General features: G+C 60.9%; 14 protein-coding genes. 7 read left to right on the top strand and 7 right to left on the bottom strand.

What is annotated here, in order from left to right:
- Nucleotides 1-62: 62 nt before the first annotated feature.
- The 6 genes from osmF to AC1DLT_RS12885 form a co-directional block, all read right to left on the bottom strand.
- Entirely contained in the window at nt 63-974 is a 912-nt protein-coding gene (osmF, locus tag AC1DLT_RS12910; protein WP_038543879.1) for a glycine betaine ABC transporter substrate-binding protein OsmF, read from the bottom strand.
- Between the two features lie 206 nt (nt 975-1,180).
- A complete protein-coding gene (locus tag AC1DLT_RS12905) occupies nt 1,181-2,071 on the bottom strand; it encodes an aldose epimerase family protein (RefSeq protein WP_477486973.1) in 891 nt (296 codons plus the stop codon).
- Between the two features lie 29 nt (nt 2,072-2,100).
- Nucleotides 2,101-2,973, bottom strand: a complete 873-nt coding sequence (locus AC1DLT_RS12900) for an SMP-30/gluconolactonase/LRE family protein (RefSeq protein WP_247032841.1) — start codon at nt 2,971-2,973, stop codon at nt 2,101-2,103.
- Nucleotides 2,973-4,175: a mandelate racemase/muconate lactonizing enzyme family protein gene (locus tag AC1DLT_RS12895; RefSeq protein WP_477486972.1), complete on the bottom strand. Its 1,203-nt coding sequence runs from the start codon at nt 4,173-4,175 to the stop codon at nt 2,973-2,975. Before AC1DLT_RS12895 ends, AC1DLT_RS12900 begins: the two co-directional genes overlap by 1 nt.
- Nucleotides 4,176-4,283: 108 nt before the next feature.
- Nucleotides 4,284-5,192, bottom strand: a complete 909-nt coding sequence (locus tag AC1DLT_RS12890; protein ID WP_477486971.1) for a dihydrodipicolinate synthase family protein — start codon at nt 5,190-5,192, stop codon at nt 4,284-4,286.
- A 25-nt stretch (nt 5,193-5,217) separates the two neighbouring features.
- Nucleotides 5,218-5,886, bottom strand: a complete 669-nt coding sequence (locus AC1DLT_RS12885) for a GntR family transcriptional regulator (RefSeq protein WP_477486970.1) — start codon at nt 5,884-5,886, stop codon at nt 5,218-5,220.
- Between the two features lie 187 nt (nt 5,887-6,073).
- Here AC1DLT_RS12885 and araD point away from each other — a divergent pair, with 187 nt between their 5' ends.
- Nucleotides 6,074-7,804 (top strand): L-arabinonate dehydratase, encoded by a 1,731-nt coding sequence (araD, locus tag AC1DLT_RS12880; RefSeq protein WP_477486969.1) that lies wholly within the window; start codon nt 6,074-6,076, stop codon nt 7,802-7,804.
- An 11-nt stretch (nt 7,805-7,815) separates the two neighbouring features.
- Nucleotides 7,816-8,541 (top strand): ribonuclease activity regulator RraA, encoded by a 726-nt coding sequence (locus AC1DLT_RS12875; RefSeq protein WP_038543892.1) that lies wholly within the window; start codon nt 7,816-7,818, stop codon nt 8,539-8,541.
- Between the two features lie 66 nt (nt 8,542-8,607).
- Here the strand turns inward: AC1DLT_RS12875 and AC1DLT_RS12870 are convergent, their stop codons facing one another.
- Nucleotides 8,608-9,852 carry an ROK family transcriptional regulator gene (locus AC1DLT_RS12870; RefSeq protein ID WP_051899752.1) on the bottom strand — a complete coding sequence of 415 codons (1,245 nt, stop codon included), beginning with the start codon at nt 9,850-9,852 and terminating at the stop codon, nt 8,608-8,610.
- 316 nt (nt 9,853-10,168) lie between these two features.
- On the opposite strand from AC1DLT_RS12870, the gene AC1DLT_RS12865 reads away from it, so the two are divergent.
- The 5 genes from AC1DLT_RS12865 (at nt 10,169) to AC1DLT_RS12845 (ending at nt 15,580) form a co-directional block, all read left to right on the top strand.
- The gene (locus AC1DLT_RS12865) at nt 10,169-11,194 is read left to right on the top strand and encodes a sugar ABC transporter substrate-binding protein (RefSeq protein ID WP_038588060.1); all 1,026 of its coding nucleotides are present in this window, start codon (nt 10,169-10,171) and stop codon (nt 11,192-11,194) included.
- Nucleotides 11,195-11,335: 141 nt separating this feature from the next.
- Nucleotides 11,336-12,400: an ABC transporter permease gene (locus tag AC1DLT_RS12860; protein ID WP_038543895.1), complete on the top strand. Its 1,065-nt coding sequence runs from the start codon at nt 11,336-11,338 to the stop codon at nt 12,398-12,400.
- Between the two features lie 2 nt (nt 12,401-12,402).
- Nucleotides 12,403-13,182: an ATP-binding cassette domain-containing protein gene (locus AC1DLT_RS12855; protein WP_038588066.1), complete on the top strand. Its 780-nt coding sequence runs from the start codon at nt 12,403-12,405 to the stop codon at nt 13,180-13,182.
- Nucleotides 13,183-13,873: 691 nt separating this feature from the next.
- Complete coding sequence (locus tag AC1DLT_RS12850; protein ID WP_477486968.1) at nt 13,874-14,491, top strand: HAD-IA family hydrolase; 618 nt, start codon at nt 13,874-13,876, stop codon at nt 14,489-14,491.
- An 18-nt stretch (nt 14,492-14,509) separates the two neighbouring features.
- The gene (locus AC1DLT_RS12845; RefSeq protein WP_038588069.1) at nt 14,510-15,580 is read left to right on the top strand and encodes an ABC transporter ATP-binding protein; all 1,071 of its coding nucleotides are present in this window, start codon (nt 14,510-14,512) and stop codon (nt 15,578-15,580) included.
- Nucleotide 15,581: the final 1 nt, after the last annotated feature.

Raw genomic sequence — 15,581 nt, 5'->3', positions numbered from 1 at the left:
ACGAAAAAGCCGGGCGTTCCAACGCCCGGCCCATGTTGACACGAAACCGGTCCGAAAAGGAATTATTTCAGGAAACCGTTCTTCTTGAGGAAATCCTCGGCAACCGCCTTGGCCGGTTCGCCGCCCACCTGCACGCGGCCGTTGAGGTCCTGCAGCGTGACGAGGTCGAGCTTGGCGAAGACCGGCTTCAGCACCGCTTCGATGGTCGGGTTCTTTTTGAGCACTGCCTCGCGGATGATCGGGGTCGGCTGATAGACCGGCTGAACGCCCTTGTCGTCTTCGAGAACAACGAGCCCGGAAGGCGCGATGCCGCCGTCGGTGCCGTAGACCATGGCGGCATTGGCATTGTTGGTCTGGTTGGCGGCCGCACCGATGGTCGCAGCCGTATCACCGCCCGAGAGCGTGATCAGCTGGTCGGGTTTCAGCTTGAAGCCGTAGGTGGTCTGGAAGGCCGGCAGGGCTGCGGCCGAATTGACGAACTCGGACGATGCCGCCAGCACGATCTTGCCGCCGCCGGCGACATATTTGCCGAAATCGGTCAGCGTCTTCAGCTTGTTGGCATCCGCGACATCCTTGCGCACCGCGATCGCCCAGGTGTTGTTGGCCGAAGACGGCGTCAGCCAGACGATCTTGTTGGCGTCGTAATCGAGCTTCTTGACCGCTTCATAGGCCTTTTGCGGGTTCTTCCAGGCCGGATCGTCGCCCTTTTCGAAGAAGAAAGCGCCGTTACCGGTATATTCCGGATAGATGTCAATCTCGCCGGCGGTGATCGCCTTGCGCACCACAGGCGTCGCTCCGAGCTGGATACGATCGGTGGTCTGGATGTTGTTCGCCTTCAGCATGGCAAGGATGATATTGCCCAGCACCCCGCCTTCGGTATCGATCTTGGATGACACGACGACCTGGGCATTCGCCATGGTGGCCGAGACGCCTAGCGCAAAAGCTATGCCCAAAAGCATTTTCTTCAAAGACATGACAGAATTTCCCTCCGGATCGCCAGTCACCACCTCGTTTGACTTGGCCTGGAACACATAAAAGCCACTGTTATGTAGGGCGACTTATGCAATGTGCGAGTTCTGGAAGGGCGCATCCAACAAATATTTTGTGCGGTGCATTTTTATCCGCCGAACGGTCTAGCTCACAAGATCCGCAGCAAAAACAGAAATGATGGTTCTTCCGCTCAGGAGAACCGAAAAACCATGGATCCCGCGATAGTTTCTCCAAGTGCCAACCATTCAAGGTCGCCGTATCGCGCCAGTTCCCGTCGATTGTGGACGTCGGGCACGTGGCTGACGGGTTCGACGCAGAGAATGGGCCGATCGTCGGGCACGTAGACATGCAGGTTGGTCAGGGCTCCGGTCGCCGAAAGCGTCATGCTGACCCCGGCCCGTCGCCACTCGAGGACTGCCCGGCGTGGTGCCCATTCCGAAAAATGCCCGTCGAACCACGGCATCTTCGACGTATCGAGACCGTGGGCAAAATCGGGGCCCCTATTGGCTGGAACGGCCTCGGTCGGCAAGCCTCGTTGATCACGGCCGAAACCAATCTCAGCGTCGAAGTTCAGCCAGGTTTCATCCTCCTTGCGGAACCAGGGATGAAAACCCATGCCATAGGGAAGCGTGCGGTTCGCAGTGTTGGTCAGTGTCAACGACAGTTCGGCGCCACCCGGCCCGATCGAGATATGCTGCACCAGCCGATAGGCGAAGGGGATCGCCTCGTCAGTAAAGTCGTCAGCCAGGGTCAGCGTGTTTTCGGTGACCTCGATAACCTGCCAGGCCCTGTCGCGGGAAAATCCGTGCAGCGCCATGTTCTGTTCCGGCCGGTTGAGCGGGACCTCGACCGGTCCGTCGGCGTTCAGGAAGCGGCCTCCATCCAGCCGGTTGGCGAACGGTGCCATGATGAAAGAGCCACCGGTCAATGCGACCTGCGCCGGCGGGCAGGCATGCAGGATCTCGAACCAGTCACCATCCGGCTTTCGCCACCGGAAGGAGGTGAGGCTGGCTCCGTGGCCGGCATCGACAACCAGTTCGCAACGGTCAGCCTCGAGCGTGTAAATGGATACGTCAGTCATCGATCTTGTTGGCCTTGTCGAAATCCATGTCAAAATCCTTTCATACGTGCGACCGGCACCCCGGCGACCGGCGAGGATGCGACCAGCACCGCGCCGCTCAAGGGATAAGCCTCCAGCCTCTCCGGCGAAAGATAGCGGTGCGACGTGACGAGCAGCGTCTTGAGATCAGGGCCGCAGAAACACGGCATGGTCGGCGTCGCCACCGGCAGCGGATATTTGCCGACCACCACGCCCTCCGGCGAATAGCGGTTGAGATATCCGGCCGAAACGCCGGCACTCCAGTAGAAGCCGTCGGCATCGGTCGCGCCGCCATCCGGCCGCCCATCCGCTTCGCCGGGCATGGCGATCCGGACGCCTTCGCCGATCTCGCCCGTAGCCACGTCGAAATCATGCCGCTCGATCCACTGGCCGCCCGAATCCGAGTGATACATGCTCGTGCCGTCCGGCGACCAGGCGAGCCCGTTCGAGATCAAAAGCCCGCTCTTCTTGACGGCAAACTTGCCGTCCGCACCGATGCGGTAAAGCGAACAGACCGGCTGCCGCTCCGGCCGCTGGTCGGTCGTGCCGACCCAGAAGGCGCCGTCCGGTCCCACTTTGCCATCATTGAGCCGATTGGTCTCAAGCTCGCCGTCGAGATGCGCGAGCGTCTGACGCTCCCCGGTCTCCGGGTCGAAGAGAATAATCTCACGCATCAGCGACACGACCAGCCGGCCGCTTTCACAAAGCCCGAGCGAACAGACATTGGTACCGAGAACCCACTCGTCGACCTGGCCCTCGCCGAGCCGGATCGCCAGCAGCCGGCCGGTCGGGATGTCGCAGAGAAAGACGAGATTGCGTCTTTCGTCCCAGACCGGGCCTTCGCCAAGCCCGAGACTGAGGCGACCGACCGGTTCGAAACGCATCACAGGTCGCCGACCTTGGTGGTGCGGCGGATGACGTCGGGATTGTCGAGCACGTAATCGCTGAGTTCCAGCCCGAGGCCCGCTCCTTCGAACGGATAGATCTGGCCGTTTTCGATACGCGGCATGACTGTGACGAGATCGCGGTACCAAGTCGAGTAATAGGCGCGTACCGACTCTTGGAAGACTGCGTTCGGCGCGTTGAGCGCCAGATGGATCGAGGCGGTGAACACGACCGGGCCGGTGCAGTCATGCGGCGCGATCGGCCGCTGGAATGCCTCCGCCATCGTGGCGATCTTCTTCGCCTCGCTCAAACCACCGCACCAGGAAATGTCGAGCATGGCGTAGTCGACGGCATTCTTGCGCAGCAGTTCGACGAACTGGGCACGGGTTGCCAGCGTCTCGCTGGCGCAGACCGGCAGGCCCGAGCGCTCCGCATAGATCACCAGCGCTTCCGTATCCTGCATCTTGATCGGGTCCTCCATCCAGAAGGGGCGGAATTCCTTGATCTCGCGGGCAATCGCCAGCGCCGACGGCAAATCCCACATCGAATGCAGCTCGACCATCACTTCCATCTTGTTGCCGACCGCGTCGCGGATCTTGCGGAACGGCTCGAGCCCTTTTTCGAGGTCATCCCGATGAATGAAATTGCCGCCGCTGGCGACCGCGAACGGATCGAGCGGCCAGATCTTCATGGCGGTGATACCTTCGGACAGCAGGCTTTCGGCAAGCGCCCCCGCATCGTTGGTGAAGGCGACCTGATCGTCATAGGGGCCTTGGGGCTTGTCGGCATCACCGATATAGCGGCGCGAGCCGCGGCTGTTGTAGGAATAGCCGGCGCAGGTGTTGTAGGTGCGGATCGACGGCCGCGAGAGGCCACCGAGAAGCTGGTGGATCGGCTGGTTCGTGACCTTGCCGAGAATGTCCCAGAGCGCGATATCGACGGCGGATGCCGCGCGGATTTCGACGCCCGAGGAACGGAAGCCCACATAGGTTTCTGTCAGCTGTTTGGAAATCCGATCGATCTCCAGCGGGTTCTTACCGATCAGCGCCGGCGCGACTTCCGCATGCAGGTAGGTCGCGACGGCATCCGCCCCGCGAAAGGTCTCGCCGAGGCCGATGATCCCTTCGTCCGTATGGATGCGAAGCCAGATGATATTGCTCAGGCTGGGAAGTTGGACGGTTTCGAGCGCTGTGATTTTCATGGGGTCTATCCGGATGAACGAAGGACGGGCCGGCGGGTGATCCGTCGGCGCGGGATCAGTGAACGGCGCCAGGAACGCCGGTATTCGCGAGGCCTTCTCCTTCGCCGCTCAGGCGGCGACAGGTTCCCAGCCCTTTAAGATCTGTTCGAGGCGATCGCGGTCGGCGGCATCGAGCGCCGGCAGGCCCGGCAGACGCACCGGCCCGAGGTTTTCGCCTCGCAAGGCCAAAGCCTCCTTGACGACCGTGACATTGGCGCCGTTGTTGAACTTAGTGCGCAACGTTTCGAAGCCTGCAATCTTGGCGACCAGCGCCCGCGTCCTGGCATAGTCGCCCGCTTCGAGCGCATTCCAGATCGCCAGCGACCGGGCCGGATCGATATTGACGAGGCCGGACGTGAAGCCTTTGGCGCCGAGTGCGTAAAAAGGTGCCGCCCAGCCCTCGGCGAGACCGCAGACCCAGACCGCATCCGTGCCCTCGGTCGCCCGCACGCATTCGGAAAACAGCATCATGTCGGTCGAGGCGAACTTGACGCCGGCAATGTTGGGATGGGTGGCAATGCGGGCAAGATCGTCGACGGCCATCGCATTGGACCGCACATAGGCGACGAGCGGCAGTTCCGAAGCTTCGGCGATGGCGATGAAATAGTCGGCCTGCGAGCAGGGGGCGGCGAATGGATCGAGCGGGTGATGGACCATCACTCCCTGAGCGCCTTCACGCTTGGCCGACTTGGCGGTCGCAATCGCTTCGCCGACCGAACGGCCGGCTGCGGCGGTGACGACTGTCTTGCCCTCGACAGCTGCGACGCAGATAGCCTGCAGGCGAAGCACTTCCTCATGCTGAAGGCTGTAGAACTCGCCGGTATTGCCGCCGCAGACGATATTGTGAATGCCCGCGTCGGCAATGCGGCGGATGATCTTGCCGGTCAAGTGAGGATCGATCGCCCCCTGGTTGTCGTAGGCAGTCACGTGGACGCCCGAAATGCCCGTGAGGACACGCTTGTAATCGCGGATATTCATGTCCGTTTCCCCCATTCCCGACTTGCTACACCCGGAGAAGATGTTTCTCGCCCGAGCGAATGACGTGGTCGCGCATCAGCCGCTCGGCGAGATCCGGCTCGCGGGCGGCGATCGCGTTGGCGATGGCCTGATGTTCCTCGACCGCGAGGAAGCGCTCCCGCTCTTCCGACAGCACGCTGAGACGGGCCGCATGGGTGTAGATGTTCTGGCCGCCCTGCAGGCGGCGCAGATAGCCGCAGCCAGACGCTTCATGGATGGCGTTATGGAAGCGCTCGTTGAGAGCGATGAACTGCAGCACATCCACCGTCTCGAGACCGGCCCGCATCTCGACGATGAGCTCGCGCATCAGGGCAATATCTTCATCCGTCACCCGCTTGGCGGCCTGGCGAGCGATCATGCTTTCGAGCGCGGCACGCGCCAGCATCATCTCTTCCGCCTGGCCGGCATTGAAGGTGATGTAGATCCCACGGCGGGGCTCCGATCGCACCAGGCCTTCGGCTTCGAGTACGCGCAAGGCCTCCTTCAGCGGCGTCGTGCTGATGCCAAGCTGACCGGCGAGATGACGCTCGTTGAGCTTTTCGCCACCCTTCAGTCGGCCGGCAAGAATGGCGTCGCGCACTAGGCCATAGACGTGGTCGCGCAGGCTTTTCAGAAAAACCGGCTCCACGGGCAGAAGTGCGTCGTCACCTCCCATTCATATCCTCCATGCTTATGGCGCTGATCTACCACCTGAAATTTGATATATCAAGGCAGAAATCTGAAACTTGATATATCAATTTGCCGAAACCCTGTTTAAGTTGATGCCGGGCGGGAGGAGCTCCGTCCCCGGATCGAAACATAATCGATACCGGAATGATGGCAGGATTTCTGGAAGAGCAAGCATGACTAAGGAAACAGCCAATCTCCGCAGCGCACGTTGGTTCGCGCCGGATGATCTTCGTTCGTCGGGACATCGCTCCCGCATGATGCAGATGGGTTATGACGAGAAGGATTGGGGCAAAAAGCCGATCATCGCCATCCTCAATACCTGGTCTGACCTCAACGCCTGCCACTCCCATTTCAAGGACCGCGTCGAGCATGTGAAGCGCGGCGTCCTGCAGGCGGGCGGCTTTCCGGTGGAACTGCCGGTGCAGTCGCTCTCCGAAAGCGCGCTGAAGCCGACCTCCATGCTCTACCGCAACTTCCTCGCCATGGAGACGGAAGAGCTGTTGCGCGCCCACCCGGTCGACGGGGCAGTGCTGATGGGCGGCTGCGACAAGACCACCCCTGCCCTCGTCATGGGCGCCATCAGCGCCGGTTTCCCGATGATCTTCCTGCCCGCCGGCCCGATGCTGCGCGGCAACTACAAAGGCGAATGGCTGGGCTCCGGTTCTGACGCCTGGAAATACTGGGACGAGCGCCGCGCCGGCACGATTTCCGAAGAACAATGGACCGGTGTCGAGGAAGGCATTGCCCGTTCCTACGGCCATTGCATGACCTTCGGCACCGCAAGCACGATGACCGCGATCGCTGAGGCGCTCGGCCTAACGCTCCCTGGTGCCAGTTCCATTCCCGCCGCCGACGTCAACCATATCCGCATGAGCACGCGGTGTGGCCGCCGGATCGTCGAAATGGTCTGGGATGAGTTGACTCCGGACAAGATCATCACGGCCGACGCGGTCCACAACGCCACGACCGTCGCCATGGCGACCGGCTGTTCCACCAATGCCGTTGTCCATCTCCTGTCGATGGCCCGCCGCGCCGGCGTGCCGCTGACGCTGGACGACCTCGACAAGGCGGGACGCACGACGCCGGTTGTCGCCAACATTCGTCCGACCGGTGACAAATACCTGATGGAAGACTTCTATTACGCCGGGGGCCTGCGCGCCCTGATGTCGGAGATCAAGGATCTCCTGAAACTCGACGCCATGACCGTCAGCGGTTTCCCGCTCGGCGAAACGTTGAAGGGTGCGGAAGTCTACAACAGCGACGTCATTCGCCCGCTTTCCAACCCGATCTACCACGAGGGCTCGCTGGCGGTTCTCAAGGGCAATCTCGCGCCGGACGGCTGCGTCATGAAGCCCTCTGCCTGCGAACCGCGGCTGCGGGTTCACGAAGGCCCTGCCCTCGTCTTCGACAGCTATCCCGAAATGAAGGCGATGATCGACCGCGAGGATCTGGACGTCACCGCCGATCACGTCCTGATTCTGCGCAATGCCGGGCCGAAGGGCGGTCCCGGCATGCCGGAATGGGGCATGCTGCCAATCCCGAAGAAGATCCTGAAACAGGGTTATCGCGATATGCTGCGCATTTCCGATGCCCGCATGTCCGGCACGAGCTACGGTGCCTGCATCCTGCATGTGGCGCCGGAAGCCCATATCGGCGGGCCGCTGTCGCTGGTGCGCACCGGCGACATCATCCGCGTCGACCTGCCGAACCGCTCGATCGACATGCTGGTGGACGAAGAGACGCTCGCCAGCCGCCGCGCCGAATGGGTAGCCCCGGCCGATAAATATGAACGCGGTTATGGCTGGATGTTCTCAAAGCACATCAAGCAGGCCAATGAAGGCTGCGATTTCGATTTCCTCGAACGGCAATTCGGCGCGACCGCCGGCGAGCCCGACATTTTCTGAGTGGAGAACCCATGACCGACTACGTTCTTTCCGAGACCACGCGCAAGAAATACCAGGGCATCAGCTGCGCGACGATCTGCACCGCGCTCTTCAAGCGTGGACTGCGCAATCAGTTCATCCAGGATGTCCGGCCGCTTTCCCAAAAGCCGCAGAACATGGTCGGTCAGGCCTTCACCCTGCGTTACATCCCTGCACGTGAGGACCTCAACCCGCTTTCCGTGTTCCAGAACCCGCAACATCCGCAGCGCGCCGCCGTCGAGCAGTGCCCGGCCGGCCATGTGATGGTCATGGACAGCCGCAGGGATCCCCGAGCCGCCTCCGCCGGCTCCATCCTTGTGTCGCGCCTGATGGTGCGCGGCGTCGCCGGCGTCGTCACCGATGGCGGATTTCGTGATAGCCCCGAAATTGCCGAACTCGGCATCCGTGCCTATCACAACCGCCCCTCCGCCCCGACCAACCTGACACTCCATCAGGCGCTCGATATCAACGTGCCGATCGGCTGCGGCGACGTCGCGGTCTGGCCGGGCGACGTGGTTGTCGGCGACAATGAAGGCGTTGTTATCGTTCCAGCCGGCATCGCCGACGAGATCGCCGACGAGGTGGTCGAGATGACCGCATTCGAGGATTTCGTCACCGAGGAGGTCTTGAGCGGCCGCTCGATCATCGGCCTCTATCCGGCGACCAGGGAGGAGACCAAGACGGACTTCGCCCGCTGGCGCCAGGCCAAGGGCCGCTGAGGCAACTTCTCCACCGATCAAACGAAACGGCGCCGGGATCAATGGAATCGGCCGACGGCCAGCAGTCTACGAACCTGCCGGCATCTCGCGCAGGTCCTTGAAAAGCACGCTTTGGTCGGTGAGGTATTTGGCAAAGATCGGCAGGCTGGCGCCGCCGATCGCCCGCGCCTGGGAGCCGACCATTCCCTCGATGATATCGGGAATAATGACGCCCTGAAGATCGAGTCGTGCCACCGCCTCGATGGTCGAGGCGACGATCCGTTGCCGCACCCAGGCCGGAAAACCGCCGTCGATCACGGCGGCACCAAAATCGATGATCGAGGCCGCCGCGACGATCGCCTGGGCAAGCGCATTCGCGGTCTGGAAAATCCACAGATCGAGCGGCTCTCCGAAATCGATCCAGTCGTCGGCGGAATACCAGAGCGGCTGCGGATCCAGGTTCCGCTCTTTCAGAAGGTTCTCGAGAACGAAGATCGAGGCGATGTCGAGCAATTGGCGCGTCTCGCCATCCTTGCCACGCACCGGAAGCGGCCCCACCGCGCCGGCGGTTCCGGTCCGGCCGGAAAAAATCGCGGAATTCAGAACGATCCCGCCGCCGATGAACGATCCGATGAAGAAATACACGAAATCCGGATAGGACGGGCCAACGCCGAATACCAGTTCTGCGCCGCAGGCGCTGGTCGCGTCGTTCTGCAGATAAACCGCGTGCTGGACCTTAGCTGCGATTTCCGCCTGCAGATCGAACCCGCGCCAAACCTCCATCGCCCCTTGCGGAGCGCCCACCTCCTCGGCCCAGTTCCAGAGTTCGAACGGTGCGGCGATCCCGATCCCGGCGATACGGCCGCGCTGTGCCTCATTCAACTGGCCTTCGAGCCGGGCGATGCCGGACGTGATGATCTCGATGATCTTCCCGGGAAGCGGATAGGCATAGGTCTCGTGATATTGCAGCCGGATATGACCGACGAAATCCATCAGCACCAGGTCGGCACTACGCCGGCCGATCTTCACGCCGAACGAATAGGCAGCATCCGGATTGAGACGCATCGGCACCGAAGGCTGCCCCACCCGGCCCCGCACCGGTTCACCGCGCAACAGTAGACCGTCCTTTTCGAGTGCCCGCATGATGACCGAGACGGTCTGGGCGGAAAGCCCGCTGCGTCGCGTGATATCCGCCTTCGACATCGAGCTGTTCAGGCGCACAAGCGAAAGCACGAGCCGCTCGTTATAGGCCCTCACCCGCACCTGATTTGAGCCGCCGGTAAAATTGCCCAGCAGCGCATGGCCTTGCGCCACACTATCCGAAACCGACATGGCTCTTCCTCCCAGAAGCCTTGAACCGACGGAGAAACCTCATTCGGGAATGCGGGATATCCTTTTGATATCTCGAGCTAAACCCAAAGGTGCACCGCACACGGATCGCCAGATTCTGAACCTCCACTTCGGCAAACTATGGCACGAGAAATAAATAATTCAATCGGAATTAATTATTGACAGGCTATTTCAACTCGTTCTTAATTAGGGTGTAAGGGCACAGGACGGCTTGGAGGAGACGCCTGTCGAACTCGGTGGCACCGGTGTCCGAACGTTTGGTCCGCATGGCGGACAATCTTAACTCTGGGAGGAGACCATGAAGAAATCCGTATTGTCCGCCGCGTTCGGCGCCCTCGTCCTGGGCGTCGCGTTTTCCGCCCCTGCCCAGGCCGCCGGCGTGTCCGCCTGCCTGATCACCAAGACCGACACCAATCCCTTCTTCGTCAAGATGAAGGAAGGTGCCTCGGCCAAGGCCAAGGAACTCGGCGTGACGCTGAAATCCTATGCCGGCAAGATCGACGGCGACAGCGAAAGCCAGGTCGCAGCCATCGAAAGCTGCATCGCCGACGGCGCCAAGGGCATTCTCATCACCGCGTCCGACACCAAGGGCATCGTGCCGACTGTCAAGAAGGCCCGTGATGCCGGCGTCCTGGTGATCGCCCTCGACACCCCGCTCGACCCGATCAACGCCGCCGACGCTACCTTTGCCACCGACAACCTTCTTGCCGGCAAGCTGATCGGCCAGTGGGCCAAGGAAACCATGGGCGACAAGGCCAAGGATGCCAAGGTCGGCTTCCTGGACCTGACCCCGGACCAGCCGACGGTCGACGTTTTGCGCGACCAGGGCTTCATGATCGGCTTTGGCATCGACCCCAAGAACCCGGACAAGATCGGTGATGAAACCGACAAGCGCATCGTCGGCCACGACGTGACCAACGGCAACGAGGAAGGCGGCCGCAAGGCCATGGAAAACCTTCTCCAGAAAAATTCCGGTATCAACGTCATCCACACGATCAACGAGCCCGCCGCCGTCGGTGCCTACCAGGCCCTGAAAGCTGTCGGCATGGAAAAGAACGTGCTGATCGTCTCGGTCGACGGCGGTTGCCCGGGCGTCAAGTCGGTCAAGGAAGGCGTGATCGGCGCCACCTCGCAGCAATATCCGCTGCTGATGGCATCGCTCGGCATCGAGGCGATCAAGAAGTTCGCCGACACCAAGGAAAAGCCGAAGCCGACCGAAGGCAAGTCCTTCTTTGACACCGGCGTCTCGCTGGTCACCGACAAACCGGTTCCCGGTGTCAAGTCGATCGACGTCAAGGAAGGTACGGCCAAGTGCTGGGGTTGATCCCCGCCATCTAACCACATCTCGGCCGGGGCGAGATTCCCGGCCGTTTTCGACCATTGATAGGCCGCTGGGAAGCAACCGGCGAAGACCGGGCGAACTCAACGGATGGTTCCTGCGCATTCGGCGCGCGGAGGAGGAAACATGAGTGGAACACAGGAATTCGAGCGTGTTCTCGACGGCAGCGACAAGAGCGTTGCCTCGTTCGAGAGCCAGGACGTCTCTCTCTTAAAACGCGCGCAGCATTTTCTGCATTCGACACCCGCTGCCGTGCCGCTGATCGTACTGATCCTGTCCATCATCATCTTCGGYATCGCCATCGGCGGACGGTTCTTCTCGTCCTATACGCTGACGCTGATCCTTCAGCAGATCGCGGTGGTCGGTATTCTCGGCTCTGCCCAGACGCTGATCATCCTCACCGCCGGCATCGATCTTTCGATCGGTGTGGTGATGGTGATATCGGCCGTCATCATGGGCAATTTCGCCGTTACCTACGGCATGCCCGCGGGCATCGCGATCCTTGTCGGCCTGATCACCGGCGGCATCTGCGGTTTCTTCAACGGGTTCCTTGTCGCGGTCATGAGGCTGCCGCCGTTCATCGTGACGCTCGGCTCCTGGAACATCATCATGGCGACGAATTTCATCTATTCCGCCAACGAGACGATCCGCGACACCGACGTGGATGAAAAGGCGCCGCTCCTCCATCTCTTCGCTCTCAATTTCAAGGTAGGCAGCGCCATCCTGACACTTGGCGTCATCGCCATGGTCCTGCTCGTGGCGGTGCTCTGGTACATCCTCAACCATACGGCCTGGGGACGGCATGTCTACGCGGTCGGTGACGATCCGGAGGCAGCAAAACTCTCTGGTATCCAGACTCGCAAGGTTTTGCTCAGCGTCTACACGATCGCCGGTATCATCGCCGCCTTCGCCGCCTGGGTTTCGATCGGCCGCAACGGTTCGATATCCCCCTCCTCCGCCGTGACCGACTATAACCTGCAGGCGATTACCGCGACGGTGATCGGCGGCATCTCGCTGTTCGGCGGTCGCGGCTCTATCCTCGGCACGCTGTTCGGCGCCATGCTCGTCGGCGTCATGTCGATGGGGCTCAACATGCTCGGCGCCGATCCTCAATGGAAAGTCATGCTGACCGGCTGGCTCATCATCGCCGCCGTCGCCATCGATCAGTGGATCAGAAAGGTCTCGGTGTAATCATGAGTGTCGAACCCATCCTCACAGCCCGCGGCCTGGTCAAGCGTTACGGACGCGTGACCGCTCTCGACAACGCCGATTTCGATCTCTACCCCGGTGAAATCCTCGCCGTCATCGGCGACAACGGTGCCGGCAAATCCTCGCTGATCAAGGCGATCTCCGGCGCGGTGCGGCCCGACGAGGGTGAAATCACCCTGGAAGGCCGGCCGGTGCACTTCAAGTCGCCGCTCGAAGCCCGCGATGCGGGTATCGAAACCGTCTACCAGAACCTCGCGCTCTCACCTGCGCTATCCATCGCCGACAACATGTTTCTCGGACGCGAAATCCGCAAACCGGGCATGCTCGGACAGTGGTTTCGTATGCTCGACCGACCGACGATGGAAAAGCAGGCCCGAGACAAGCTCACCGAACTCGGGCTGATGACGATCCAGAACATCAACCAGGCCGTCGAGACCCTGTCTGGCGGGCAGCGTCAGGGCGTTGCGGTGGCCCGGGCCGCCGCATTCGGCTCCAAGGTCATCATCCTCGATGAACCCACCGCCGCACTCGGCGTCAAGGAAAGCCGGAAAGTTCTGGAGCTTATTCTCGACGTGCGCTCGCGCGGCATTCCGATTGTGCTCATCTCGCACAACATGCCGCATGTGTTCGAAGTGGCCGACCGTATCCATATTCATCGGCTTGGACGACGGCTGACCGTGATCGATCCGAAGGAATACACGATGTCCGACGCTGTCGCCTTCATGACCGGCGCCAAGGCCCCCGCCCAGCCCGTCGCGGCGTAACGATCGCCCCGACCAAGCTCTCGTCCGAGCCGTCCTCCGATCGCCTGTTCCAAGAGATACAGGCGATCGGGTACCCCACGATAATATCCCGTCGCCCTCTCAACCGCGGCCCGCTCGCGGCGGAGGGCGATTGCATTGTGGTGCGGACCTTGAGAAGCAGCCGTGCCCCCTGGCCAGCCCGACTGTAGTGGTCTTGGCATGGCTACAGGCCATTCTCACACACGACGTCTGCCACGAACACCACCGACGACCGTCCTGCCGCTAACATCCGAGCGGCCGCGCTTCTCCAACACAATCAACCGCCTGCCATTACGATGCCGGCCACCCGGATATCGGTCTTCCCGCCGATCGTTCGATCGGCGATCCTTGTGACCAAAACGATTACGATAGAAAATTCCCATCAGTAAAAACATAAAGAATTTTATATTCCATTCCGCCACGCGGCATTGCCGTTGCGAGATGACCGACTCACCCGCAAATCAGGCGTATTTCTAAGGCCTTATCGCCTGCGGCTCATTACATCCCGCACCAATACCCATAGTAGATCCCCGACCAAAATGAAGCGAAGGCGGCAACAGCCTGTTGAAAACATTCGATACGAATAAAAAATTCCATACTTAATTGACAGGGCGGAATTATCTAATAGGTTGTTAACACTTAAGGGATGAGGGAGTGGTGCTGGAACCGGCTCATGAAGAAACGCGAAAAGCTCTTCATTTTTGATATTGGCGGCGTGTTCGTGAAGCTCGACCCGGCCTCCCGTGACCGCGCGGTATCGAAGCCTGGCGGCACAGGCCCGTCATTGCGGTATGGCGACGTTCCGGAGGCGATATTCCGTGATTTTCGGCTGGGGCGGTCGACGGAGCCCGATTACGTGCAGGCGCTCGCCGGAATATTCGGCGTGCCGGCCGAAAGCGTCTATGAAGCCGAACATGCCTATGTCGCCGAAGGTTTTGACGAATTCATCGATTTCGTCCGCAAGCTCAGGAAAAATCATCGCGTCGTCTGCCTCAGCAACAATCAGCCGATCCACTGGCGCTATATTAGCGACAACCTCCTGAGCGCTGGTTATTTCGATCACGAATACCTCTCCCAGGACATGGGCCTTGAAAAACCGGACCGGATGATTTTTCAGGCGGTGTCGGAAGTCGAAGGATGTTCGGAAAAGGACGTCATCTTCATCGACGACATCGAGGAAAACGTCGTGGCAGCGCGCGAGCTCGGATGGCAGAATTGCATCCTTCATCGCGATCCGTTTGAAACGGCTGAATTGCTCACGGCACTTGCCGCCGAGCACACTTTGAATTGACGAGTACGGAGTTTCGGCATGGCTCGAATGACCCTCAGCGGCATCAAGAAAAGCTTCAAATCCGTCGACGTGCTGCACGGTATCGACCTCCAGATTTCCGACAGGGAATTCGTCGTTTTCGTCGGCCCGTCGGGATGCGGAAAATCGACGCTGCTGAGATTGATCGCGGGCCTTGATACGATCAGTTCCGGTGAGTTTCACCTCGATGATCGCCGGATGAACGACGTTGCCCCGTCGCGCCGTGGCATCGCCATGGTGTTTCAATCTTATGCGCTCTATCCGCATATGGATGTTTACGAAAACATGGCTTTTGGCGCACGGTTGATGGGCCTTGAGAAAGACGAAGTCGAAAAGCGCATCGACGAAGCCTCCAAGATGCTGCGGCTCGATCCGCTCCTGAAGCGCAAGCCGCGCGAACTTTCCGGCGGCCAGCGCCAGCGCGTTGCGATCGGCCGGGCGCTGGTCAGAAAGCCGAAGGTCCTGCTTCTCGACGAGCCGCTTTCCAACTTGGATGCGGCGCTGCGCTCCGACGTGCGCCTGGAGATCGCCAGGCTCCATCGCGAGATCGGCGGCACCACCATCTATGTCACCCACGACCAGGTCGAGGCGATGACGCTTGCCGACCGGATTGTCGTGATGAACAACGGCAAGGTCGAACAGTTCGGCAGCCCGCGCGAACTTTACGAACGGCCGGCCAACACGTTCGTCGCGACCTTCATCGGCTCGCCCCGAATGTCGCTTCTCAACGTTGAACGCGACAGCAACAATCTCGGGCTTGCCGGATCGGGATCGGTCAGCGTTTCCCGCCTGCCGCAATCGGACGAGCGGGATCTCGTGATCGGCGTCCGGCCGGATGCGATGACGGTCTCCACGGACGAAAGCACTGAGGGCTTCAAGGGCAGCGTCGTCTACACGGAATATCTGGGCGAGAACACATATGTGTATGTGCGCCTCGGCGACGGCACGCTGGTCGGCATCCGGTCCTCGGCCTCGGTCGACCTGCCTCCGGACACGCCGGTCGTCATCACGGTGGCTTCAGAGGAAATCCACTATTTCAGTCGCGCAACGAGGGAGAGGTTGGCGGCCTGAA

This window comes from Neorhizobium sp. 05N33 (assembly GCF_056397445.1).
The sequence above is the reverse complement of the archived record's forward strand: the minus strand, read 5'-3'. Positions and strand labels throughout refer to the sequence as shown.